Origin of the sequence: Amycolatopsis coloradensis (genome assembly GCF_037997115.1) — a bacterium.
GTDB lineage: Bacteria > Actinomycetota > Actinomycetes > Mycobacteriales > Pseudonocardiaceae > Amycolatopsis > Amycolatopsis coloradensis_A.
This window is the reverse complement of sequence record NZ_CP150484.1, coordinates 3838950-3863410: the sequence shown is the minus strand read 5'-3', so window position 1 is coordinate 3863410 and position 24461 is coordinate 3838950. Positions and strand designations below refer to the sequence as shown.

Here is a 24461-nt window from a genome sequence, read left to right as displayed (position 1 = left end):
TGGTCAATCGTCCCCGTCGCTCGAGGTGGCTTGGCGAAGTAGCTTGCGACCGATCCTCTGCCAGCAGAGCCGACCTCAGCGCATATCCGCGCGCTTCGTCCAACGCGATTGCCCGAACGTCCACGCCGTGTGGCCACACTGGACCTTCGGGTTCCCGTGGGGCAAACTCCTGCAAGCAAAAAACTTCAGTACTCGGCGCGGACCGACGTCTCCGGTTCGCGGAATCGCTGTCGTGGACGGTTCTCGTTCGCGCATCACCTTCGGCTTCCCTGGCCTGGCGCTCGTGAATCGGCGCTTGTGAACTATCGAGAGGCATTCCGTGAACATCGCACTCGTGACCTCCAGCGCCTTTCCGGGCAGTGATTGGTCGGATCGCGACACCCCCATCCTGCGTGCCAGCCTGAACGAGCAGGGCTGCACAACGCAGATTCTCGAATGGGACGACTCCGACGGGATCGACTGGACCATGTTCGACGTGGTCGCCGTGCAATCCCCGTGGAGCATGTGGCTCAAACTGACGCAGTTCCGGGAATGGGTGGACTCCCTGCACCGGCAGGGTGTGCGGTTGGCGAACCCGCACCCCATCATCGTGAGCGGTATGAGCAAGGAATACCTCCCCGAGGTGGAGCAGCACGGTGCCAGGACGATCCCGACGACGGTGGTCCGGCCGGGAGAACGGATCGGCGCTGTCGCGGCGGAAACGCTCGCGCGCGCCGAACGTGATTTCGGAGAGGCCGCCGTCGTCGTCAAACCCATCTCGTCCGGAGGCACGCTCGGCGCCGCTCGCGTCACCGAGGAGCAGGACCTGGTCGCCAGGCTCACGGCCTTCGACGAAGCCGGCGTCACCGCCTGCGTCCAGCCTTACGTGTCGTCGATCGATTCCCTGGGAGAATACGGAATCATCATGATCGACGGGGCCGTCTCCCACGCGATCACCAAGGACGCCATCCTCGCGCCGGGACGCGAGGGAACACAATTCCATCCGAACGCCCGTGCCGGCTACACCGAACACGGCGAGGACCTCACCGACATCCATAACGCATACGACGCCTACCTGAAGACAGTTCCGGTCCACCCGGTATCGGTACGGCTCGACTTCCTTCGCCACCCCGTCACCGGCAGGTTGCTGCTGCTGGAGATCGAATCGGTGGCACCCGTGAAGTTCTTCCACCTTTATCCGGCGGCGGCGGAACGTTATGCCCGGTCACTGATCACCTTGGCGGCCGCGAGCGACCTGGTCCGGCACTGACCTTTCAAGAGTCCACCGGGCAGAAATCATCGTTATCTGATCGAGAAAAGAGGGCGAGCATGCCGAAATCGCCAATTCCAGCCGGTGACGCGAAAGAGGACAGCGCGCCGGAAGCCATTGCGCCACCCGCGCCGCGAAAGCCGATCACGCCACAGAAGATCGCACCCGCGACGGACGGGGTCTCTTGGCATGTCAAGGCTTCCCAGCCGGTCAACTACGAAGTCCGTGTTTGCCAGGACGTTTTCGATCCCAACCGAACAGACCTCCTCCACGCGGGCAGCCCCGGCGGGAACCGGACACAGCGCCGGTTCGTCGTCGTGGACGAGACCGTCGACAGACTGTACGGACCGGCGATAAGGCAGTATTTTGATCACCACGGCGTCACCTACGAGATCATGGTGATCCAGGCAGGCGACGTACACAAAGAGATCGAAGTCGTATTGCGTCTCGTGGAGCGACTCGACGCCTTCGGGATCGATCGCAGGCGCGAGCCGGTCATCGTGGTGGGTGGCGGTGTCGTGATGGACATCGTGGGCCTCGCCGCCAGCCTCTACCGCCGCGGAACGCCGTTCGTCAGGGTTCCGACGACCCTGGTCGGTTTGATCGACGCCGGGGTGGGTGTCAAGACCGGAGTGAACTTCAACGGTCACAAGAACCAGCTGGGCACGTATTCGGCGGCGACGCTCACCCTGCTCGACCGCGGCTTTCTCTCGACACTGAGCCGTCGGCACATCAGCAACGGGCTCGCCGAGATCCTGAAAGTCGGCCTGATCAAGGACGAAGCACTCTTCGGCCTTCTCGAGCGGCACGGCCGGCTGGTCCTGAACGAGAACTTCCAGGGCCGGTCACCCGAGGGAGCCGACGCCGCCACCGCCATCCTCGAAGCAGCGATCACCGGCATGCTGGAGGAGCTCGAACCGAATCTTTGGGAAGAAACGCTGGAACGCAGCATGGACTACGGGCACACTTTCAGCCCGGCCGTCGAGATGCTCGGCCTTCCCTCGATGCTGCACGGCGAAGCCGTATGTCTCGACATGGCGCTGAGTACCGCCCTCGCCTGCCGCCGCGGACTCGTGAACGAGGACGAGTGCGGACGAGTGTTCTCGGTGATGTCCGATCTCGAGCTGCCCACCTGGAGCCCTTTGCACACGCCGGAAGTTCTGGGGAGCGCACTGCACGCGACGGTCCGGCGGCGCGACGGGCAGCAGCGACTGCCGCTGCCCGTCGGCATCGGGAACACCGTCTTCGTCAACGACGTCTCGGACGAGGAACTGGTCGCGGCCATCGAATTCCAGCGGGAAATGGCCACGTGCAGCTCGACGGAGGTCGCGTAAAGCCCGGCGTCACAAGGCCTACCACAAGGTCTGCCCTCCCTCGATCGCGAGGTTGTGGCCGGTCATGTAGTCGGAGACCTCACTGGCCAGGTAGACCACGGCGCCCTGGAGGTCGCCGACCTCACCCAGCCGGCCGGCCGGGATGTTCGAAACCCATTCGTCGACCAGAGGTGCCAGCGCCTCGGACTCCTCGATCAAGGCGGTCCTGATGATTCCCGGTGATATGCAGTTCACCCGGATCCCGCGGTCGGCCCACTCGGCGGCCAGCGTCCGGGTCAGGCTCACCACCGCCCCCTTGGAAACGTTGTACGACACCTGCTTCTGGGGGTGAGGCACGATCATCGACGCCATCGAGGCGGTATTGATGATCTTTCCGTATCCCTGCGGGAACATCACCTTCGCTTCGTGCTGACAAGCGATGAACACACCCCTCAAGTTGAGGTTGTGCACCATGTCCCACTCTTCGAGCGTTGCTTCCTCGGCCGCGGAATTGAGATTTATTCCCGCGTTGTTCACGGCGATGTCCAGCCGGCCGAACGCCTGCACCGTCGTGCGCACAAAGCTCTCGACAGAACTTTCGTCGGCGGCGTCAGCCTGGATCGAGATGGCTTCCGCGCCCTTCTCCCGCAATTCGCGGGCGACCTCGTCCGCACGGTCCGCGCTGAGGTCGATGACCGCCACCTTGGCGCCCGCCTCCGCCAGGGCGTGCGCGAAGGCGCGCCCGATTCCCTGCCCAGCACCGGTCACGAGGGCAGTCCTGCCATCCAGTCGGAACCGGTCCAAAATCGAACGGGTGACGGAAGCCTGGGCACCGCCAAGATTTTCGTTCATGTCTTCACTCATTTCTGGACCGAAGGAAAACCAGCCGTTCGACACTATACTTACCTTGGCCGCACAGTGACAGGAATTCATTCGAGGAGCGTCATGGACCTACCGTTCGACCAGAGCCGCATGGACACGCTGATGGAAAAATCCGGCGCCGATGTGGTGATCGCGACCACTCGTTTCTCCATCCAGCACCTGCTCGGTGGATACCGATACTTCTTCTTCGCCAACCTTGACGCGATCGGCGTGTCCCGATACCTTCCGGCACTCGTCTACATCAAGGGCTCACCGGAGAAGTCGTTCTACATCGGCTGCGGCAACGAGGAATGGGGGACTTCCGTCTTCCCGCTGTGGGTCACCGACATCCGGAACCAGTCGTGGTCGAGTGTGGACACCGCGAACTCGATCGTCAGCGGGTTGCGGGAGCACGGCCTGGACAACTCGACCATCGCGGTGGAAAAAGCCTTCCTCCCGTTCGACGCGGCCGAGGTACTGCGAGCCGCGCTTCCGGAGGCGGCCTTCGTGGACGCTCATCCGGTTCTCGAAGCCATCCGCGCGATCAAATCTCCCGAAGAGCTCGAACTGGTGCGAACCGCCTCCGTCGGGATCATCGAATCCATGTCGGCCACCTTCGCCGCTTCCCGGCCCGGCGAAACCAAGATCGACATAGTCGAGCGCTTTCGCCGTGAACAGACTGATCGGGGACTGGTTTTCGACTACTGTCTGGTGTCGTGCGGCAGTGAGTTCAATCGTGCGCCGTCATCCAGGGTGTGGCAAGAAGGGGAAGCACTCTCGCTTGATTCCGGCGGCATGTACCAGGGATACATCGGCGATCTGGCCCGCATGGCGGTGGCGGGTGAGCCCACCGCCTTGATGCGCGATCTGCTCGCCGAGGTCGAGTCGGTGCAGCAGAGTGTGCGCGCCGCAGTGGCGCCCGGCCGGCGGGGCGGGGACATCTTCGATCTTGCCGACAAGGCTTTGGCAGCGTGTCCTCACGCGGACGAGATGTTCTTCGTCGGCCACGGCATGGGTCTCATCACGCACGAGGTCCCCCGGTTGACCGGTACCGGCCCGGTGCCCTACCCCGCGGATCACGCGGAAGCCCCGCTCGAAGTGGGTATGGTCCTGTCCCTGGAGACGACGCTGTCCAATCCCGATGTCGGCATAGTAAAGCTGGAGGACACCCTGATCGTCACGGAGGACGGATGGGAAGCCCCCGGAGACGAAGCGCGGGGATGGAACCGGCCGCTGTCGGGTGGCGGCGAGTGAGCTTACGTTCCCGCATGGTCGACGGCGATCCACTGCTCGGCCTGATCCTCAAGATCCCCGCTCATTCCGCGGTGGAACTGGCCGGCCATCTGGGCTTCGATTTCGTGCTGCTCGACACGGAGCATTCGGCTGCCGAGACCGTCGAAGTGGAGCACCATGTCAGGGCGGGCGAAGCAGCCGGGATCCCGGTGCTGGTGCGCCTCGCCGGGAAAGATCCCGCCTCCGCACTGCACGCACTCGACGCCGGCGCGGCGGGAATCGTCGTGCCCCACGTGTCGGACGTCGCAGACGCCGAAGCCGCGGTCCGCGCCGCGCACTACCCGCCTCGTGGTGCTCGCAGCCTCGCGGTGAGCACTCGGGCGGGGCGGCACGGCACGGTCACTCTGGAAGAGCACTTGGCCAAGGCCGCTCGCGAGACCGTCGTCGTGGTTCAGGCCGAAGACCGGGGCTCCGTCCGGAACTGCGAGGCGATCGCCGCGACCGAAGGCGTCGACGCCGTGTGGATCGGCCCGACCGACTTGTCGCTTTCCCTGGGCATACCAGGGGACTTCGACCATGCGGAGTATCGATCGGCCGTCGACCGGATCGTCGAGGCGGTGGGGTCGGCACCGCGGTGCGCGTTGTGCGCTCTGGTGGATCATCCCGGCAAGGTCGAGGAATGGCGAGCCCGGGGAGCCAGTGTCCTTCTGTTCAACTACAACACCGTGGTGGTCGAAGGTTTGCGCGCCATCGTGGACAGCGTGCGCGAATAGCGGACGGAGTGGACGTGTCCGGCCCGTGCCTTGAGGGACCCCGGCACAGTGGCCGATCTGCCGGGGTCGTGAGTGGTAATGATGCACGCCGAACTGGTCCGCGTTGACCAGGAACGCCACGANACAGTGGCCGATCTGCCGGGGTCGTGGGTGGTAATGAGCGTTCTAACCCTCATTACCACTCACGACCCCGGGTAAAATCGAACAAAGAGGCGTCAACCGACCGCTCTTCCGTCAGGAAGTGTCTCTTGCGGACACTGAAGCCTCCTCGGTGTCCAGAATCAGCCCTGCCCGACCTCGACTTCGCCGGGTCCTCACCTGTCACGAGAAGCCGTGCTCAGAAGCCGTGCCGCGCTGTCCAGTGTGGTGGGCCAGGACTTCGTGACGACTTCCCAGGCCCACCGCAGCGGAACCTGCCGGGCCAGCAGCAGGACCGGCGGATTCCCCCAGCGAGTGGCCACGACGGTACCTTTGTGCTCCGGGCCCGGCTCACCACTGGGCAGAAAGGTCAGCGTGTACTTGTAGCCGCTGACGGTCAGATCGTCCCACAAGCCGGAGGCCGCACAGGTGAAGCTGCGCAGCCGGGGATGGGCGTCGCCGAGATACGGCATCTGCGCATGAGGATACGCGATATTGTACTCGGCAATGGATTCGAACACCGCGACCGGTGCGCTTTTCTCTCGGTACGCCACGCCCATGTCTCCGAGGATAGGAAACGACGGGCCCGGGAATTCTTCTACCACGCGGGTTCTGCCCGAAGTGGACACACTCCCTGTCCCGAAATACCCGCATTCCACAGTGGAGCAAGGCAGACATGGCCGCCGCGGCTCCCCGTCCTGGACAGAAGCGATGTCCACCCGACGAGACACGTTCGAGCTTCGCGACTCATCAAGTGCTTTCGGAGTCCCCGAAGGCCGACCGCGCGTCGAAGAAGACGTCCCCTTCCTCGTCGGGCGGCCGCAGGCCGATCGCGCCCAGGCCGTCGGAGTCCGTGCGGAAGTAGATCACGTCGGACGTGGTCCGCGAGCGGGTCCAGGCGGGCGGTACGGTGCCCCGGTACTCCGGGGTGATCCGCCAGTCCGCCCGCGCCCGCACCTGGTAGAGCTGCCCTTCCGAGCGCAGCGTGTGTTCCCCGGTCTTGCCGCCGGAGCCCGTCGACGCCGACTGCTGCCAGGCGAGCATCGGGCCGACTCCGCGCACCTCCGGCAGTTCCACGACGGACGTTCCGGGTACCAGCCCCTGGGCGAGACTCTGCCCCGCCGGCCTGGTCGTCTTCCGGGGGAAGATGCTCAGCGGGAACGACGCGAACAAGGTGCTCCACGACGGACCGGCCGTACGGTCCTGAAGGGTCTTTTTCGCGGTTTCCCCGCTGACGGTGACTTCCGGGGTGGTGTCGTCGGCGCCCTTCAGCGGGGTCACCCACGTGTCCGACAGATCGACGTGAAAGACCAGTGCGGACAACGGATGGTTTTGCAAGAAGCCCGCCGCGTAGAAGCCGTCGTCCGCCAGGCCGTCCACTCGATAGCCCGCGTCGGTCAGCGCGGTGGGAAGGCCGGTCGTGAGAGCCGCCGAAGACGTCCCGACTTCGACGACCCGTCTGGCGGCGGCCGCCTCCACGGGCACCGAAGGCGGCCGTGGACCGGATTCTTCGGCGACAGGAACACCTTCGAGGATGTCACCTACGACCCGGCCGACCGCACCACCCGGCACGTCCAGGTACGCCGTGCCCGGCAGCCCGGTGACGCGTCCCTGCGACTGCCCTTCCATCAGGGTGTCCAGCTGAACCCTGCTGCGCGCGGCGTCCGGCAAGAGCAGATCGGGCGCGCGGTGATGGATGGCGGCGGGGGTCACCAGATCCGTGAGACCGCCGGTGAGCGACCGGACGGAACGCGCCAGGTGGGCTGTCCTGGTGAACTTCAGTTCGATGAGGACGTCGTGGCGGTAGACGACGGCCTCTCCGGCCGAGGAGACCGTCCTGGTTTCTTCGGTCGTCTCGGTGTCGGTACGGCGGAGCGTCGTACTGGTGGACAGTCCACTCTGGCCGGACATCCCGAGCCCGCGCACGGTCGGTCGCGACAGGTAGAACGGCATCCGGAAGGATGCGTTGCCACTGTGCGAACTCACGTCTTCATGGAAGCTCTCCTCGGTCTTGGTCGACTTGGTGGTGAGCTGCTCCGACCAGCCGCCCGCCGGCCGCGGGTCGGTGCCGTCCGCCGGTTTCGCGGTCGCGGTGAGCTGATGGGTGATGGTGCCCAGAGGACCGGTGAACGACGCGGACCACGTCTTCCCACCGAGGGTCAGCGTCCGGAACAGGCTTTCCAGCACACGCGGTGAAACGTCGGCGCGAACCTGGTCGAGCAGACGTGCCCCGGCGACCTCGTCACCGGCGCCGAACACCAGGCGGTGGGCCGCGTCGCCGATGCCGGCCGCGAAAGCCGCCCAGCCACTCGCGGTCGCGCTCGGCGCCTGGAACGACTTCATCTCCCGCTCCACGGCGGAAACGAGTTGCCCGGTGACCTCGGTACCGAGGCTGACCGGTGACCGCCCGTCGTACCCCAGGGACGGAGGCGGTGCGATGGACAACGTGGCGGGCTCCGAAGTGGCGGGGAAGCCGTCGTCCCACCCGTGGGGCAGGCCGAGCCGGTCGATCTCGGCGGCGGGCACCCAGACCTGCACCGCGCTGCGCCGATGCGCCTGCGCGTAGTTCCAGCCGCCGTCGGTCGTCCCGTCGTAGGGTCCGACGCCGAGATGGCGATAGTCCCGGCCGGCGAGGAGCACAGTGGCGTCGTAGGTCACGAGGTAGGCGTCGCCGTCATAGGTGGTTCGCCTGGTCTGTTCGTGCTCCAGGCGCAGCGAGTGCCCGTCGGCGGTGCTCCCGTAGAACCCGTAGCCGCCTTGCGGAAACGCGTACGTGCTCGCCTGTCGATCGGCCGCGATGCCGAGCCTGCCGTTGCCGTAGGTGTAGCCACCGGAGGTGCTCCAGCCTCCGTGGGCGCGGGCTCCGCCCGCGGTGCTGGTGAACGTCAGCTTCATCTTCCGCGGCGGACCGGCCGCTCGCGCGTTGCTGAGGACGATCGCCATGCCGACGTCGCCGATGCGATCGCGGAACCCGAGATGCTGCCCCTCTCCACGGCCGTAGCGGTGCAGCGGCGCGTGGTAGGTCCCGCTGACCGCGCGGTCGAGATTCGCGGCGACCCGGTCGGGCCCCGCGAACCGGAACAGCTGATGCGAGGCCAGATGTTGGCCCTTGCCCAGGCCGCCGAACAGATCGTCCGACAGGAAGCGGGCGATGCCCGGAGGCAGGTCGAGACCGTGGACCGCGAAGTGATCCGGCAGGTTCGCGGACGTCCAGCCGGCAGGCCGGCTCGCTGTCGCACGATCGACATGGGTGAACGAGGTGTTGCCTTCTGTGCTCGGTGGCGTGAAGGAGATCTGTCCACCCAGGACTGTTTCGGTTTCGCCACCGGTGACGTGGAAGGTCTTCGAGCCTTGGTCGTCGAAGATGGAGACCTTGTAGTCGACGTCACGCCGGTGGGTCGTGCTGCCGTCGGCCGACCAGCTCTGCCCTTGCGCCTGCGTGTCGACGGTCTCCAGAGTGCGCGCCGAGTTGGCGAACGAACGGTTCGCACCACCGCTCACCTCGTAGCTGCGGACGGTTTCCCGTGAGCCGGCACCGACCCGGACACCCGCGTTCCCGCCGAGGGTCACCGACCCCTCGACGGAGTCGTTGTGCTGAGCCTTGCGTTTCGCGGCGATCTCACCGCTGAGCCCTGTCGCGGAGAACGTGATGCCGCCGGCCGGTGTCCGCCCTTCCCTCGGCGCCGGGACGGTCTCGATGACCACGTGCAGCAGTTCGTTCGATCGGTTGCTGCCCCGATGGGTCTCCCGGACGAGCAGGAACGAAAGGCCGTCACCGTTGAGGTCCGGGGATCGAGCGGTGAGGCCCGCCGGGGACAGGAACGCGTCGACCAGTGCCTCGTTGTCGGCGGTCGCGCCGTGGCCGTCCTTCTGCTCCGGCTCCTGCAACACCCCCTTGGGCAACTGCGCGCGCAGTTGTGCCTTCAACCGTTCGGCTTGCGGGTACCGGGTTTCCGCCGCGCCCAGTACCTTGCCCGCCACGAACGGCGCGGTGACACGCGATTCGGGCACCTCGGCCGTGTCCTTGGGCTGGACCGACCATTTGGTCGCCCCGTCCGTCACCGTGTGACTTCCGGTGAACTCCTTGCCATCGTCGAAGCGTGCGCGGATCTCGTAGGTGACGTCGCTGATCCTCATCCGCAGGTCGCCGGACTCGGATGTGGAAGTGGAAGCGGTGACCTCGTCGGAGGCGGTGAGTTCCCGCGACTCGGAGGCGGAGCGGAACGCCATGGCGTCGAACCTGAGATCCAGCCGGTTCCCGAAGACGACACTGGGTTGCTCGTGAATGCTCCACAGGAAGCCCAATCCCAGCGAGGCGTTGACGCTGAAGGGACTCCGGCTGGCGGCGGTGACCGATTCTTCGCCACGATGTCCGCGCCCTTGCTTGCTGACGGACGAGGACTCCTCGCTCTCTCCGGTGGCGAAATGGCGGTGGTTGCCCATCGTGGCGCTGAGTTCGACGGTGGCGTTCCGCAAGCGGCCAAGCGAGTCCGGCAGCTGCACCTTCGTCACCACCTTGGCGCCTTCGGCCAGTTCCGTGCCGGTTCGCGAGAGCGCGCCGCTGCTGGTGATGTCCTGCAGCGACGAGCGCAGCGGAGAACCGATCACACTCGCGGCGCCGGCCCAGTCGGAATGCCGGTGCAGCACACCGCCCACGGCGGTGAGCAGGCCTTGGTCGCCGCGCAGAAAGGTCGCTCGTGGTCCGGTCGAGACCGAAGGCGGCGCCTCGATCTCACGAAGGTCGCCGAGGATCTCCGGGCTGCTCAACCGGACGCCGCCGGACTGATTGCCCCGCCGGTGCGCGGCGGGCTCTCCGGTCCGCGCGAGGACGATTTCGTGCCGTAGGTCGAACGGTTTACCCGTCCACTTGTCCGGCGGGGTGACCGACTCGGAGGCCTGGGTCTCGGTGGTGCTCGACGTCCGCCATGAGGGTGTGGAGGTGATCCCCTTGATGCCGACGGCCGGATCCACCGTGCGGAAGGCTCCGGGATCCTGGGAGATCGGCAACGACAGGTAGTGCCCGAAGGCGCCCTGCCTGCGCGGCGCCGAGGCCGCGTCGTTCGTCGCCGCACCCCGGTTGCCCGTGGCGACCTGGTCGGACTTGCGCGCGGGATCCTGCGGTCCGGTGGTGACCGTGGTGTCGGCCGAAGTGTTGTCGCCGGGTTCGCCCCGCACGACGATCTCGACGGCGTCTTCGCCATGCCCGTCGACGACGAGGTAGCCCTCGTGAGCGAACTGCTTGTAGTTGTCCTTGAGGGCCAGGTCGGTCAACGCACCGAGGATCCTCGTCACCTGCGTGGACGGGGCTTGGGCGGCCTCGAGCATCGCCTTGACGTCGGCCCGGATCGCCGTACCGTCGACCGCGGTCGCGAGCACGCTGTTCGCCGCCGCGAGCCTGCGGACGTGCTGGGTCTCGGGGCTCGGCTGCCCGGGGAGGGTGAGCGGGGCGAGTTCGATGGCCGGCTGCAGGAACGCCATCGCCGCGAAGCTCATCGGTTCCGTTTCGGAGGCCTGGGTCTCGGCAGGGGCTCCTGACGGATCTTCCGACACCGTCTGCGGGACTGGAGCGGAACTCGCTTCGGCGATCAGCTGCATGGGCGACGAGGACGCTTGCTGCCCGACCGAGGTGTTCTCGGTGAACGGGCTTTCCGAGCGCTCGGGGGCGACCGAAGAGGGACCGGCCTCTCCCTCGGCAGGTCCGTCTGCGACGGCCACAAGGCCCACTCCCGGCGGTGCCACCGGCGCACCTCCCGGCAGACCGCCGGGCCGCGCTGTGCCCAGCTTCTCGGCCAGTTCGGCGGACCGCTGTCGTGCCACGGCCTCGCCGCGGCGATGCACGTCCGCGGCGACGACGAGCCGGAGGTCTCCGATCAGGTTCTGCCACCTCACCAGCGCGGGATCCGTCTCGGAGCGGATCAACGGGGTCCGGTGATACCGGGAGACGATGCGCGCCGCGTCGCTCAGCAAGCCGTCGTAGCGCGATTCGCTGACCTTCCCCAGTGACAGCGCCGCCTCGTCCGCCGCGAGGCGGACCTGCTCAAGCATCTCCGCGGGCACACTCGGCGGTTCCTGCGGGCCGATGCTCCGTACCTTCTCCGACAGGGCCGGAAAATCGATCTTGAGGTCCGGGATCGTCACCGGCACCGAACCCACGGGGCCCTCGCCGTGGGCACCGGACACGCCACGTGCGCCACCCACCGACCCCAAGGCTCCGAGCATGCCGTCCGCGGCGCCGCCTTTGACACCCGTCGACAGATTCGAGAACACGGTGCCGAGCGGGGTCACGAGCACCTGCGCGAACGCGTATCCGGTATGTCCCGCCGCGATCACGTGCGGGGCGAAGGTCTTCGATCGCGTCTGTGCGGACCGGCCGAGGAACCTCAGGCCCACTGCCGCGCCGTGTGCCAGTCCCGCGACCGCTCCCCCGGTCACACCCCCCAGTACCGAACCGCCCACCGAAGACCAGTCGAGGTTTTCCCGGTCCGAAAAGACCATTTGCCCGGTTTGGATTCCGAGATCGAGCCCGCCCATGATCGCTCCACCGATGGCCGCGAACTTGACCGTCTTCCCGGCCAGGCTCACCATCGCCGTGCCCGCTTGCCGGATGGTGAGCTGCTGAACCTTTGTCACCAGATGACGCAGCACCTCACGCATCGAAATCTGTGCCGCCAGTCTCGCGGCCGGGACGAGAAAGGAGAAAATGACGGTCGCGAGCAAGTGCGCGATCATCGCGAAGACCATCGCCGCCATGGCGATCAGGAGGATCTTGACCTTCTGCACGTCCAGTGCCGTGGTCTTGGCCGCTTTCGCGAGATCCCGGGCGTTGTCAATCATGCCCGCTACACTGCTCGCCAGGTCCTTTCTCAGAAATTCCACCGCCGCACCGGCGAATTCACCGTCCATGGCGGAGTCCACCCCCGAAGCCGAAACGGTGATGGCTTCGCCGAGGTCTTCGAGACTGTCGGCGAAGCACGACCATGCCCGCGAGATGGCGCGCAATCCGCCCTCACTGGCTTCCGGCCACTCCATTCCCAGGACGACAAGGAAGAACTTCTGCAGCGAAGCCGGCAGCTCCGTGCTTTCGTACACGCCGGCCATCTACTCGCGCCGGCCTGCTGGTTCGCATCGGAAGCACATGAAAATTAGGGTAAGCTAACAACGGCGGCGAGGCTATGTGTCGGTGCTCTCGTGGATCGTCAGGTTCGGAGTTCTTCCGCCAGGGTGTGATCCAGCCTCGACGCCGAAGCCTGATCGACCTCGCGGAGGCCTTGCGCCACTGCTCGCAGAACCGCGGGAAGATCGGCGACGACCTTCTCCAATTCCCCGGCGGAGCGCTGCCCCTGCCCGGCGGGATCACGGTATTTCTTCTCGAACGACTTGCCGATTTCGTCGTCTCCCCAGCATCCATCGCTTCCGGCGAGTTCGGAGCTCAATTCCGTGACCGCCTCCGCAAAGCGTTCCCCTGCCCCCTTCAGCCTCGAAGCCACCTGCTCCAGGGCTTCCGGATCCAACCGAAGGCTTTCAGCCATTGTCGCAACACTCCCGAACTTGTTTTCCGACATCGAGGGAAACCGTCACAGTGAGACTCGCCGGAAGGCGTCTCCCCGTATCTTATGCAAGGAGACATCCTTCACGATCTTCAGAGGGGTAAGGCAAATTTGACGTGATCGAACTCCTGCCGCGCAAGCCGTCCTCACCGGCTCGTGATGAGACGGTCACCCCGGACAGCGGGGTCCGGACTGACTCGCGGGGATGATCCCGGCGTGACGTGTCCACAAGAAACACCTCGCGTGGATTGCGTACCCGATTGACGTCATGATGTCCGGTTCCCGCTGGGGTCGTGAGTGGTAAGTGTCGTTAGAACGCGACTTACCACTCACGACCCCCGCGAAAGCCGCCTAAATCGGGCGCGCCGGGTGTCCACCCTTCCCTTACTCGGCGGCTCGATCTTCTTCTTTCCGATCAGTGCGCCCCAGCATGGATTCCATCGCGTCCACGGCCTTCTTCTTCGCGTCGTCGAGATCCGGCGTCCGCGCCTCAGGTGCCGCCACGGAGCGACCCAGCACCCGAGGCGCGTTCGAAGAACCGTCCCAGACCTTGGGATCCACGCCGAGCAGACCACCCGGCTGCCGTTCCTTCTCGCCGTCGTTGTCCCCGCCTGATCCACCGAATCCGCCGCCGTGCATCGGCGGCATGAAACCGCCACCGTTGCCGTGCGTGACCTCTCCGGGCAGCCGCGGAGTACCGGCCCCGCCGGGAACCACCGGCGGAAGCCCGGGGTTGACGCTGGCGTCGAAGCTGCCGGTGACGGGCCGGAAAGCAGGCGAGGCGGGCAGCGCGCCCGGCAAGGAAGGCTCTCCCGCGACCGGCGTGACGGCCGGCTGCACCGGAACGCCCATCGACATCGGTGTGGCACCGCCGGGAAGCCCGGCACCCGAGCCGTGCGGTGGCGAAGGCACTTTGGGGATCTCAGGTGGCGGCGTCGCGGTTTCCGGCGGCGAAGACACCGCCGCCGAAGCCGAAGCGCCCTCCGGGACATGGGTCCGGGCCTCGGCCGGTCCGGGACCGGGGGCGACCGTGGACGAAGGCTCCGCCGCGGACACCGTCGTCACCGAGGGCGTCGGCGTGTCGATGCCGGCCGTGAGGTCGGACTTGACGCTGGAGTCCGCGCGCGCCGAAGCACCGGGAGAGGTCAGGTCCACGTTCGGAACCTCCGGGGCCGAGTGCGGCTCGGGGGTCGCGTTCTCGCACGCGTCCTCTCGCTTGTGCCTTCGCTCGGGTTCCGTCTCCCGCGACTCGGCCCGCATCCCCGGCGCCCGGCCCAGTACCGCGAGGAACAGACCGTTCTGCTGACCGCCGGACGTCCCTCCACTCACTTCCGGCTGCACGATTTCGACCGGCGTCGCCCTGCCCAGCGCGGCGGGCAGCACCGACCCGGTCCGGTCTTGGTTCGGGTCTCCCATCAGGTCCGCCCAGAAATCTCCCCGTCCGCCGGGCTGCCCCTGTGCCGTCGGCCCGCCCAAGCCCACCAGCGCCGCGGCGGGCATGACACCGCCACCGTGCGTGCCCTGGTCATAGCCGTACTGGCTCGTCCGGTCACCGGCCGGGAGCTGAACCGTGCCCGCCCCTGGGGCCACCCCCTGGGGCGGAGCCGTGTTCACCGCCGTGCCCTGACCGTTCACCGGGATGTCGGTTTCGGCACCGGGGAACGGGGTGACGGCCGAACCGATCTCCTGGTAGGCGGTACCGAGTTCGTGCACCACCTGGCGCGCGGCCAGGAGGTCGCTCTCCCGCTTCTGCGCCTGCAGTTCACGGATACGCTGCTGGGCGAGCGTGAGAGCGTCGCCGGCCCGCCGAAGCGTGGCGCCGTATCCCGGAGCGGCCATGGCCTGGATCGCCGCGTTGCCGGCTACCGCGACGTTCCGGACGACGTCGGCGAAGGATTCGGCACCTTCGCTCCGCCAGGCGTCCCAGAGTTCACGGGTGCCGCGCTCGAGGTTGTCCTGTACCTGCTCCAACTGCGCCAGAGCCGTGTCGAAGACCTGTGCACGGTCGTAGAAGGTTCGCGGATCGACCTCGTTGACCAGCTGGGCCAGCTGCTCGAAGGTCATCACTTCGATTTCCGGGTCCAGGATCGGTACCGGTTCGGACGCCGTCACGGATCAGCCCCTCGGTCAGCACAGGTTTCGGTTCGGCCGGAGGTCCCGGTCGTCTTGTCCGATCGTCCGAAATGGACGGTAGCTTCGTCGCGTTCGTTGTGCGATGCTGTGGTTGCTCTTCCTCGGATGACAGGCCTTTCCTTCCACGTCCAGGCCCTTGTCCCGGCGATCACGCTAAGCCCCGGCCGCGCCGCGGGTGGCCCGTTCCGGACCGAGATCCCCGAAAACGGGGAGAACCACTCACCAAGGGAGAGCCTATGAGCACGACGCTGTTCGCCCGGCGCGCGCGACGGCCCAAACCGCCCGCACCCGAGATCGAGACCGAGCTCCAGCCGCCCCCCGGTGTGCCCGAGAACACCGGCGGCGGCATCAGCAGCGTCCTGATGTACGCCCCCATGGCGCTGGGTTCGCTCGCCATGGTGATGATGTTCGTCCGTCCCGGTGCGGGCGCCTTCGCCTACATCGGCGGCGGCCTCATGGTGCTGTCGGCTCTGGGGATGCTCGTCACGCAGATGCTGCGGAACTCCGTCACCCACAAGCAGAAGCTGAACGGCCACCGTCGCGACTACATCCGCTACCTCGGCCAGCTGCGCAAACAGGCCCGTGACGCGCTGAGCGCCCAGCGCAAGGCAGCCCGCTGGCTCCATCCCGACCCGAACTCGTTGTGGTCGATGGCGCTGGGGTACCGGCTGTGGGAGCGCCGTCCCGCTCACGACGACTTCGGCGAGGTCAGGCTCGGTCTGGGCACCCAGCGTTCGACCTTCAAACTGGTCCCCCCGAGCAGCCAGCCGATCGAGGACCTCGAGCCGCTCGCCGCGCACGCCCTGCGCCGGTTCATGCGTGCGTACAACACGCTCCCGGACGCGCCCATCGCGGTATACCTGCGGGGTTTCGGGCAGATCCAGTTCTCCGGTGACGACGAAGCCGTCCTCGGCCTGGCCCGGGCGATCCTCGCCCAGCTGGCCACCGCGCACGCTCCCGGTGACGTGCGCATCGCGGTCTGCGCCTCCGACGCGCACATCGAACGGTGGGACTGGCTCAAGTGGCTGCCCCATCACCAGGACACCGAAAGCCGCGACGCCGCCGGGGCCCGGCGGCTCGCCACCGACGACGTCACGCAGGCTGAACTCCTGCTCGGTGGCCCTTCGTTCACCGGGCGGCCGCGGTTCGAGGCCGACACACCGATCACCGCGTCCGAGCCGTTGGTCGTCCTCGTGCTCGACGGGGTGGAGGTGCCTGCCGACCACCGCGTCGCCGACGAGGGTTACCGCAACACCGTGGTGCTGGACGTCTCCGGTTCTCTGCCCTGGCAGCAGCGGGCCGGCGCGTTGTTCCTCGAGGTGGACGAGGACGAGGTCCGCACGGTCTCCTTCGACCGGGTCGGCAAGCAGCAGACCGCCCGGCTCTGCCGTCCCGACCGGATGAGCGTGACCGCCGCGAACGCGCTCGCCCGTACGATGGCCCAGTTCCGTATCGGTGAGGTTTCCGAGGACGACGAGCCGCTCGCCGTCGACTACGACCTGGCCACCCTGCTCGGTATCGGCGACGTCGCCACTTTCGACCCGGTGAAATACCGCCGCGAGCGGATGACCGGGAAACGGCGCCTGCGCGTGCCGATCGGCATCGCCGGAGCCGGCGCTCCACTCGAACTCGACATCAAGGAATCCGCCGAGGACGGCATGGGGCCGCACGGGCTGTGCGTCGGCGCCACCGGCTCCGGCAAGAGCGAACTGCTGCGCACACTGGTGCTCGCGCTGGCCACCACCCATTCCCCCGAGGATCTGAACTTCGTGCTGGTGGACTTCAAGGGTGGCGCGGCCTTCCTCGGTTTCGACCAGCTGCCGCACACCTCCGCGGTGATCACCAACCTCGCCGAAGAACTCGAACTGGTCGACCGGATGCAGGACGCGCTGACCGGTGAGATGAACCGGCGTCAGGAACACCTGCGCGCGGCCGGCAACTACGCCTCCCGGCGGGACTACGAGGCCGCTCGCGCCCAGGGCGTGCCACTCGAGCCGTTGCCCGCGCTGTTCATCGTGGTGGACGAGTTCAGTGAGATGCTCTCGAGCAAGCCCGAGTTCATCGACGTGTTCGCCATGATCGGCAGGCTGGGCCGCAGCCTCGGGGTCCACCTGCTGCTCGCGTCCCAGCGACTGGACGAAGGCCGGATCCACAAGGTCGAGACGCACCTGTCCTACCGGATCGGCCTGCGCACCTTCTCGGCGATGGAGAGCCGCAGCGTCATCGGTGTCCCGGACGCCTACGAGCTGCCCAACAGCCCGGGTAACGGCTACCTCCGGCCGGACACCCAGACCCTGGTGCGTTTCAAGGGCGCGTTCTCCTCGGCGCCTTACCGGCCGAAGCGACAGCGCACCGGACTCGCCGTCGAGCAGCACATCGTTCCCTTCGGGCAGCGCTACATCGAGCCTTCGGCCGCCCCGGAGCCCGAGCCCGAAGAAGACGACCAGTCCAACGACACCACCGAGACCATGATCGATGTGCTGATCGGCAGGTTGCGTGGCATCGGCCCGCGGGCGCACCAGGTCTGGCTGCCGCCGCTGAAGACGTCGGCCACCCTGGACCAGCTGCTGCCGCCGCTGGTCGATCACCCGACATACGGTCCGCGTCCGGTCGGCGAGCTGAACACCGCGAACATGACCGTGGCCGTCGGGCTCATCGACCTGCCCGCTCAGCAACGACGGGAACTGCTGATCGCCGACCTGTCGAGCAGCAAGGGCAACGTGGCGGTGGTCGGCGGACCGCAGAGCGGCAAGAGCACGATGCTGCGTACGTTGATCTGCGGACTCGCCCTCACCCACACCGCCGAACAGGTCCAGTTCTATTGCCTCGACTTCGGCGGGACGCTTTCCTCGCTCGCGGCGATGCCGCACATCGGCAGCATCGCCAACCGGCTCGACCGCGACCGCGTCACCCGGACCGTACTGGAGGTCACCAACCTCATGGCGCGGCGTGAGGGTATTTTCGCCGAGCACAACGTCGACTCGATGGCCAGTTACCGTCGTGCCCGTGCCGAGGGCCGCTTCCACGATCTCGACCCCTACGGTGACGTCTTCCTCGTGGTCGATGGCTGGTACACGATCCGCCAGGACTTCGAAGAGGTCGAGGAGAAGTTCAACGAGCTGGCCGCGCGCGGGCTGAGCTTCGGGATCCACCTCGTCGTCGCGTCCAACCGGTGGTCGGAAATGCGGCCGTGGCTCCGGGACGTCATGGGCACACGGTTCGAGCTCAAGCTCGGCGATCCCGTCGACTCGGAGATCAACAGCCGGTTCGCCGCCACCGTCCCGTCGATCCCCGGCCGCGGTATCACCCCGGACCGGCTGCACTTCCTCGCGGCCCTCCCCCGGATCGACGGCGACTCACGCACCGATGACCTCGCCGAGGCGACAGCGGAACTCGCCGAGGCGCTGGCGCCCCCGGGAGCGCCGCGCGCACCGAAGGTCCGGCTCTTGCCCCAGACCCTGCACGCGCGGGAGCTGCCCGCCCCGCACGCGCCGACCGCGGCGGCCGAGATGCGCATGGCACTCGGCCTGGAGGACCAGCTTCTCGAACCGGAGTGGCACGACTTCGACGTCACACCGCACCTGCTGATCTACGGAGACGCCGAGTCGGGCAAGACCAACATCCTCAAGCACATCGCCCGCTCGATCGTGGCGCACCACACCAGCGACGAGGCGCGCATCATGTTCGGAGACTTCCGCCGTGAACTGCACGACTCGATCCCGGCCGAATACCAGCTGGAATACGCCGTCGGCGCCGAAGCCCTGGCGAAATCGATCGCCGGTGCGGCCTCAGTCATCGAGAAGCGCATCCCGGGGCCGGAAATCAGCCCGAGCAGGCTTCCGCTGCGCGATTGGTGGACGGGCGGACGCCTGTACATCATCATCGACGACTTCGAACTGTCGGAATCCGCCGGAAGCGCGGGCCCGCTGCAGGGTGTGATGCCGCTGCTCGCCCAGGCCGCCGACGTGGGTATCCACATCATCCTCGCGCGCAGCACCGCGGGGGCGAGCAGGTCGATGAGCAATCCGGCGATCCGGCGGATGTGGGAGCTCGGCACTCCCGCTCTCCTGCTGTCCTGCCCCAAGACCGAAGGGAGCTTCCTGGGCAACCTCCGGCCGCGGGTGCTTCCGCCGGGACGTGCGCAGTTCATCAATCGCCGACGGTCGATCAAGCTGGTGCAGACACCGCTGGTGGAGGACACGCGGCCGTCGGCCTGACGGTCGCCGGACCGCGCTGCCGCGGTCCGGTCCCGGCGAGGGCAGGTTCCGCTCCTGCCGCGAGTAGGCAGATCGCGGTGGGGGCGGCCCCGGGTGCCGCAGAGATGTCAGCTGTCCCGGGATTCACGCGGTCGGGCGCCGGGAAGGTGTTCCGCTTTCGCGGGCACACTGCATCGAGCAGGTGAACGACGCGCGGACCTTCACGGTGGTTGTGGCGCTCAGGATGTCGCCGTGAAGTCAGGGACTCCGGACGCTCTCACCTGCACCTGCGGTGCATGGGCCGGCAGGCACGGGTTCACAAGAGCGTCACTGATTGAGGGGTACGTCAAACATGGCGTGATCGAACTCCTGCCGCACAGGCAGTCCTCGCCGACTCACGATGAGATGGCCGCCCCGGACAGCAGGGTTCCGGACCGACTCGCGGGGATGCCCCCGGCGCGATGTGTCCACAAGGGACACTTCGCGCGAATTGTGCGCCCGATTGATGTCTCGATGTCCAGTTCTCGCGGGGGTCGTGAGTGGTAAAGAGGGTTATTGAGGGGTAAGGCAAAGATGGCGTGACGATCCGAATGGCGGGAGCCGGCCTGTCGAAGACCCGGTGAGGTTTCGGACTGTCCATAAGGGACACTCCGGCAGGTCGAAATGCCCGATTTGGCGCCTTTCTGCATCTTCGCGCGCGGGTCGTGAGTGATAAAGAGCGTTCTAACCCTCCTTATCACTCACGACCCCTGCGCAGAACTAGCCATATAGGCACTAAACGGACATTCAGTCGCTGGAGACTGGCCCGTGTGGACACTCAAGGTATGACGGACCACGCCGGCGCCCTCACCTCGCCGCGAAGACCCGCCTTACTCCTGGTCTCACCACGACACGTTTTCCCTTCTCCTCAATAGAACGATCATTGCCACTCACGACCCCCGCGAAAACCGCTCAAATCGGGCACGCGGAGGAGTTGTTGTCCCTTCTGGACGGTGAGATCGCGATCAGCCTGCCTCCGGCACGCAACACTTACCTCTCACGAGGCTCGACCACCCGCGCCCGCTTCCAGCGGCGGCGCCTGCCCCCCAGGCACAGACGGAACACGAGCAATCCGAGCAGCGCGAGGATGGGCACCGAAATCGTGGCGGCGACCGCGACGACCTCGCCGGGACCGTCCGGGCGGGCGGACACCGGCACCGGCGCCGGTTCGCCGGCGACGACCGGCCCCCCACTGCCCGCTTCTTCGGGCAACAGCGTCGTCACGGCGGCCATCGCGTTGACCGTGCCCCAGCCCAGTCGCGTGTCGGGCAGCTCCGCGGCCGGATGGTCGGCGGTGGCTTCCAGCCGGTGCTTGACCTGTTCGGCGGACAACTGTGGCCGGTAGGCGCGCACGAGCGCGGCGACGCCCGCCACGAACGGCGCGGCGTAGCTGGTCCCGCTGCCCACCCAGTGCCCGCCACCGCCGGGACCGATACTGGTGATCCCGACACCCGGGGCAACCAGGGAAAGGAACTTCCCGGTCTGGGAGAAGTCCGCTTTCTTGCCGGTCATGTCGATCGCGCCGACGGCGATGACGGTGGGGTACGACGCGGGGTAGGTGATCGGATCCCCCTGCTGGGCGGAGTTCGCCGCGGACGCGACCACCACGACATCGCGCTGGGCCGCGTACCGGACGGCGTCCGCGAGTCCCTGGTCGGGGGTGTCGGTGCTGGCCGAGATGTTGATCACCCGGGCACCGCCGTCGACGGCGGCACGGATGCCCTCGGCCATCTCGGCCGCGGTGAGGACCGGCGGGGAGCCGTCCGGCGTCGTGATCGCACAGCGGATCGGCAGGATAGTGGCCTCGGGCGCGACGCCGGCGAAACCCGTCCCCTCCAGGACGGCCGCGCCGATGATCCCCGCGACGAAAGTGCCGTGGCCGAAACAGTCGTCGTCCGCCGGCTTGCGCTCCGGCGTGGTGACGTCGAGACCGGGTTTCACGCGGCCGCCCGACAGCTGTGGCGTGCGACCGTCGACACCGGTGTCGACCACCCCGACGGTGACCCCGGCTCCCTTCGTCAACGACCAGACCCGGTCGACGGCCATGCGCTGCTGGGCCCAGGGAACGCCGGGCTCGGTGGCGGCAGGAGGCGGGAGACAGCCCTTCTGGCCGGTCGGCAGCGGGGCGGGCGCCTGCTGCGCCACGGCCGGGGACGACGCCCAGAGCATGCCGATGACCAGGGTGATCACCAAGACGCCATGACGCTTCACCATTCCGTTGCCCATCCGACGTCCTCCCGGATCCGCGCTTCCCGTGTCGGTCCGGACGGCGGACCGGCCCAGTGCAGAGTCGACCAAACCCGGCTCAAAGAAATCTTCATCCCCCGGACGGCGGCCACCGCTCACTCCTCGGGCTCGGACTTGATGGTGTCCATGTCACGGAAGATGTCGAGATACAGGGGGCCGTAGTTGACGGTCAGGATGCCGAACGGATTGAGGACGGGATCGAACGCGTTGTCCAAGGCGACCATCGCGGAGATCATCATCTTCTTCAGGTTTCCGGTCTTGTCCGGGATTTTCACTTCAAAAGGAACGAAAATGGCGTTGATCCGAGGTATGTCGTAATCGATCTCGCCGTTCTTGAGTGCCGTGTTCGCGAACGCGATCGCGTTCGCCGCCCCCTCGGCGCTCATGGTGTATCCCACCTTGCTGGTCAGGTCCATGTGATAGGAGGGGTAAAGCCGATACGTTTCCTGCCAGGTCCGGGCAGCCGCCTCGTTGGTGAGCACCGCCCCCAGGTACAAACCCACCACCCGGCCGTTACGCAAAGACACGCGTTCCTCAGGCGCGAGCTCGGCCGGAGCTTTCGCCAAGCGAAGACCCCACTTGCCCACGAGGAACACCCGCTCGTGCTCCGGCAGATGCTCCTCCTCCATTCTCAGCGGAACAGCCCCCGGCTCCGGCCCCCGCTCCGGATCTTCCAGGGCCAGCGACTTGACCACTTCCGCGACATCCCGCTCCAACTGAGGCCACAGTGCCTGCATGTCCTTGGAGGACATGCCCGTCAAGTGTGGGTACTCCGGACTCGCGGCCATGACCTTGAGCACCTGCTTACCGCCGGCCATTCTGGCCGTGACCTGATCAAGACCGGCCAGCACCGCCGGATGTACCCGGCCCGCGTCGTCCGCGAAAGGCTCGAAGACCCGGTTCACCGGATCGGCCGCATCACGCCACGGGAACCTGTAATCCATACCGAGTTCCGGATTCCACCGCAGAGCATGCTCCACCACTCGTGTCATCTGGAGGTCGGCGTCTTGCCCGTTCCAGTGGAAGACCACTTCACGCCGTCCCTGATCCAGATCGCGCACTTCCTCGCGCACCGGCGGAGCGTCCGGCATCGGCGAGTCCGCCGTTTCCGTCATCGGCGGCGCGTCCTCCATCTCCGTATCGTGGTCGCTCCTCTCGCTCAGGTGAGCCCGCGAGTCCGCCCGGCCGCGCAGCATCGCCTCCTGCGCCTCGTCGCGGAGTGCGGCGGGGACCGCCGACGTGCCGCGGTGGGGCAGCGACAGCGATTCCGGAACCGAAAGCACGCCGGCTCCGTCTGGAAGCGTGCCCCGGAAAGGCCCGGCGGTGACGAGCCTCCGGATCTCCCGGAGTTCTTCGTGCCCGGCGCGGCCGGCCTCCCGCAGCATGTCCAGCACCCAGGCACGAATCCAGATCGACGTCGCTTCCGGGACCAAGCCCTGCGGCCCGGGTACCAGCGACACGGTGAAGGGAAGCCGCGATTCGTGCACCGCGAGGAAATCCATCAGCGTCCCGGGCGAACCGGGCGACGGATCAGGGCGCCACCCGGTCACCCAGTCCGGCACCAGCGACAACGCCTCGTCCAGGGACGGCCGCTCCAGTTCGGCGCCCCACCTCGCCGCGGTGGTCGTGCTGACCATCCCGCCGGACAGCAGCGAAATCATCGCCGTCGGCACCGGCAGGCCGGTGAGCCGCACGGACTCTTCCTGCACGGCCTGGAACCACGAACGCACCCAGATCATCGTGGGCTGAGGGTGTTTTCCTTTCTCGGCGCGCTCCAAGGCGATGGCCAGCGGCAGGTCGTCTTTGTGCGCCCGCAGCAACGACAACAGGTCGGGAAACGGCTCCGGCCCCCGGCCCGGCCGGAAATCCGTCACCCAGGACGGGACCAGCGCCGCCGCGGCGGCGAAGTCGCTCTTCGGCAGGTCTTCGGTCCAGGTCGCCACGGACTCGCGGCTGACCAGACCGGTGGCGAAGGAGGCGACCCGGTCGTTCGAGATCCGCATGCCGGTCAGCCGGACGGATTCCTGCTGGATCTCGCGCACCCACACCCGGACCAGCCGCGTCAACGGCTCCGCGTACTGGTGCCCCGTTCTCGGCTGCAGGGAGATGTCGAGCGGCAGCCGGTCCCGGTTGAGCCACAGGAAAGACCACAGGTCCGGATACGGGTCGGCGCCCTTGCCCGGCCGGAAGTCCCTGATCCACTCCGGCGCCTGGGTCAGCGCCGAGCGCGCCTCGCCCTTCGGCAGGTCCCTGACCCAGCTGGAGACAGTGCTCGTACCGGCCAGTCCCCCGGTGTAGGAGGCGAGCAGTTCGATCGGAACGCGCCGCCCGGTCTCCCGCACAGATTCCTGCTGGACGCCCCGGACCCAGACTTGCGCCCACCGCATCAACGGTTCGGAGTACACGCTCCTTTCCTGCAGGTCCAGCGAGACGGCGAACGGCAGCCTGCGCTTGTTCGCCCGTAGGAAAGCCAGGAAGTCGGGCTGCGGATCCGCGCCCTTGCCCGGCCGGAAATCCTTGACCCAGGCCGGCATCAGGGAGGGGACTTCGGCCGGCCGGGGCTTGGCCCAGTCGGCGCTGGCGCGGCCCGCGGCCTTCGCGGTGAACAGATCGCCGGAAAGAGCCGCGAGCACGGTCACCGGAACCCTCATGCCCGTTTGCTCCACGGCCCGCTGCTGCATCCGCGAGGCCCACGCGCGCAGCCACTTCGGGTTCGCCTCGGCCGAGCGCCC

At 67.2% G+C, this 24461-nt stretch carries 12 protein-coding genes (1 of these 12 only partly in view); 5 read left to right on the top strand and 7 right to left on the bottom strand.

Translation table 11 applies throughout. The annotated features are described in order from the left end of the window. Nucleotides 1-319 precede the first annotated feature (319 nt). Nucleotides 320-1249: a hypothetical protein gene (locus LCL61_RS18260; protein ID WP_340687936.1), complete on the top strand. Its 930-nt coding sequence runs from the start codon at nt 320-322 to the stop codon at nt 1247-1249. A 59-nt stretch (nt 1250-1308) separates the two neighbouring features. Next, nucleotides 1309-2583, top strand: coding sequence for a sedoheptulose 7-phosphate cyclase (locus LCL61_RS18255; protein WP_340687935.1), 1275 nt, complete (start codon nt 1309-1311; stop codon nt 2581-2583). Between the two features lie 18 nt (nt 2584-2601). Here the strand turns inward: LCL61_RS18255 and LCL61_RS18250 are convergent, their stop codons facing one another. Next, complete coding sequence (locus tag LCL61_RS18250; protein ID WP_340687934.1) at nt 2602-3330, bottom strand: glucose 1-dehydrogenase; 729 nt, start codon at nt 3328-3330, stop codon at nt 2602-2604. On the opposite strand from LCL61_RS18250, the gene LCL61_RS18245 reads away from it, so the two are divergent. Together LCL61_RS18245 and LCL61_RS18240 are read left to right on the top strand one after the other, a co-directional pair. Further along, a complete protein-coding gene (locus LCL61_RS18245) occupies nt 3289-4677 on the top strand; it encodes a Xaa-Pro peptidase family protein (RefSeq protein ID WP_340687933.1) in 1389 nt (462 codons plus the stop codon). The genes LCL61_RS18250 and LCL61_RS18245 overlap by 42 nt on opposite strands. Next, complete coding sequence (locus LCL61_RS18240) at nt 4674-5429, top strand: HpcH/HpaI aldolase family protein (RefSeq protein ID WP_340687932.1); 756 nt, start codon at nt 4674-4676, stop codon at nt 5427-5429. Before LCL61_RS18245 ends, LCL61_RS18240 begins: the two co-directional genes overlap by 4 nt. A 314-nt stretch (nt 5430-5743) precedes the next feature. Here the strand turns inward: LCL61_RS18240 and LCL61_RS18235 are convergent, their stop codons facing one another. From LCL61_RS18235 to LCL61_RS18220, 4 genes are all read right to left on the bottom strand, one after another. Beyond that, a complete protein-coding gene (locus tag LCL61_RS18235) occupies nt 5744-6127 on the bottom strand; it encodes a hypothetical protein (RefSeq protein ID WP_340687931.1) in 384 nt (127 codons plus the stop codon). A 190-nt stretch (nt 6128-6317) separates the two neighbouring features. Continuing rightward, nucleotides 6318-12656, bottom strand: coding sequence for a hypothetical protein (locus LCL61_RS18230; RefSeq protein ID WP_340687930.1), 6339 nt, complete (start codon nt 12654-12656; stop codon nt 6318-6320). Between the two features lie 107 nt (nt 12657-12763). After that, complete coding sequence (locus LCL61_RS18225; protein ID WP_123798553.1) at nt 12764-13129, bottom strand: WXG100 family type VII secretion target; 366 nt, start codon at nt 13127-13129, stop codon at nt 12764-12766. Nucleotides 13130-13498: 369 nt separating this feature from the next. Then, nucleotides 13499-15226: a hypothetical protein gene (locus tag LCL61_RS18220; RefSeq protein WP_340687929.1), complete on the bottom strand. Its 1728-nt coding sequence runs from the start codon at nt 15224-15226 to the stop codon at nt 13499-13501. A gap of 257 nt (nt 15227-15483) precedes the next feature. Between LCL61_RS18220 and eccCa the strand changes: the two genes are divergently transcribed. Beyond that, nucleotides 15484-19464: a type VII secretion protein EccCa gene (gene eccCa / locus LCL61_RS18215; RefSeq protein ID WP_340687928.1), complete on the top strand. Its 3981-nt coding sequence runs from the start codon at nt 15484-15486 to the stop codon at nt 19462-19464. A gap of 1008 nt (nt 19465-20472) precedes the next feature. Here eccCa and mycP read toward each other — a convergent pair. Together mycP and LCL61_RS18205 are read right to left on the bottom strand one after the other, a co-directional pair. Further along, complete coding sequence (mycP, locus tag LCL61_RS18210) at nt 20473-21708, bottom strand: type VII secretion-associated serine protease mycosin (RefSeq protein ID WP_340687927.1); 1236 nt, start codon at nt 21706-21708, stop codon at nt 20473-20475. A 116-nt stretch (nt 21709-21824) separates the two neighbouring features. Continuing rightward, nucleotides 21825-24461, bottom strand: the end of a protein-coding gene (locus tag LCL61_RS18205; protein WP_425342052.1) for a hypothetical protein. It continues 25698 nt past the right edge of the window; 2637 of the gene's 28335 nt are visible here — the last part of the coding sequence; its start codon lies beyond the right edge, outside the window; its stop codon occupies nt 21825-21827.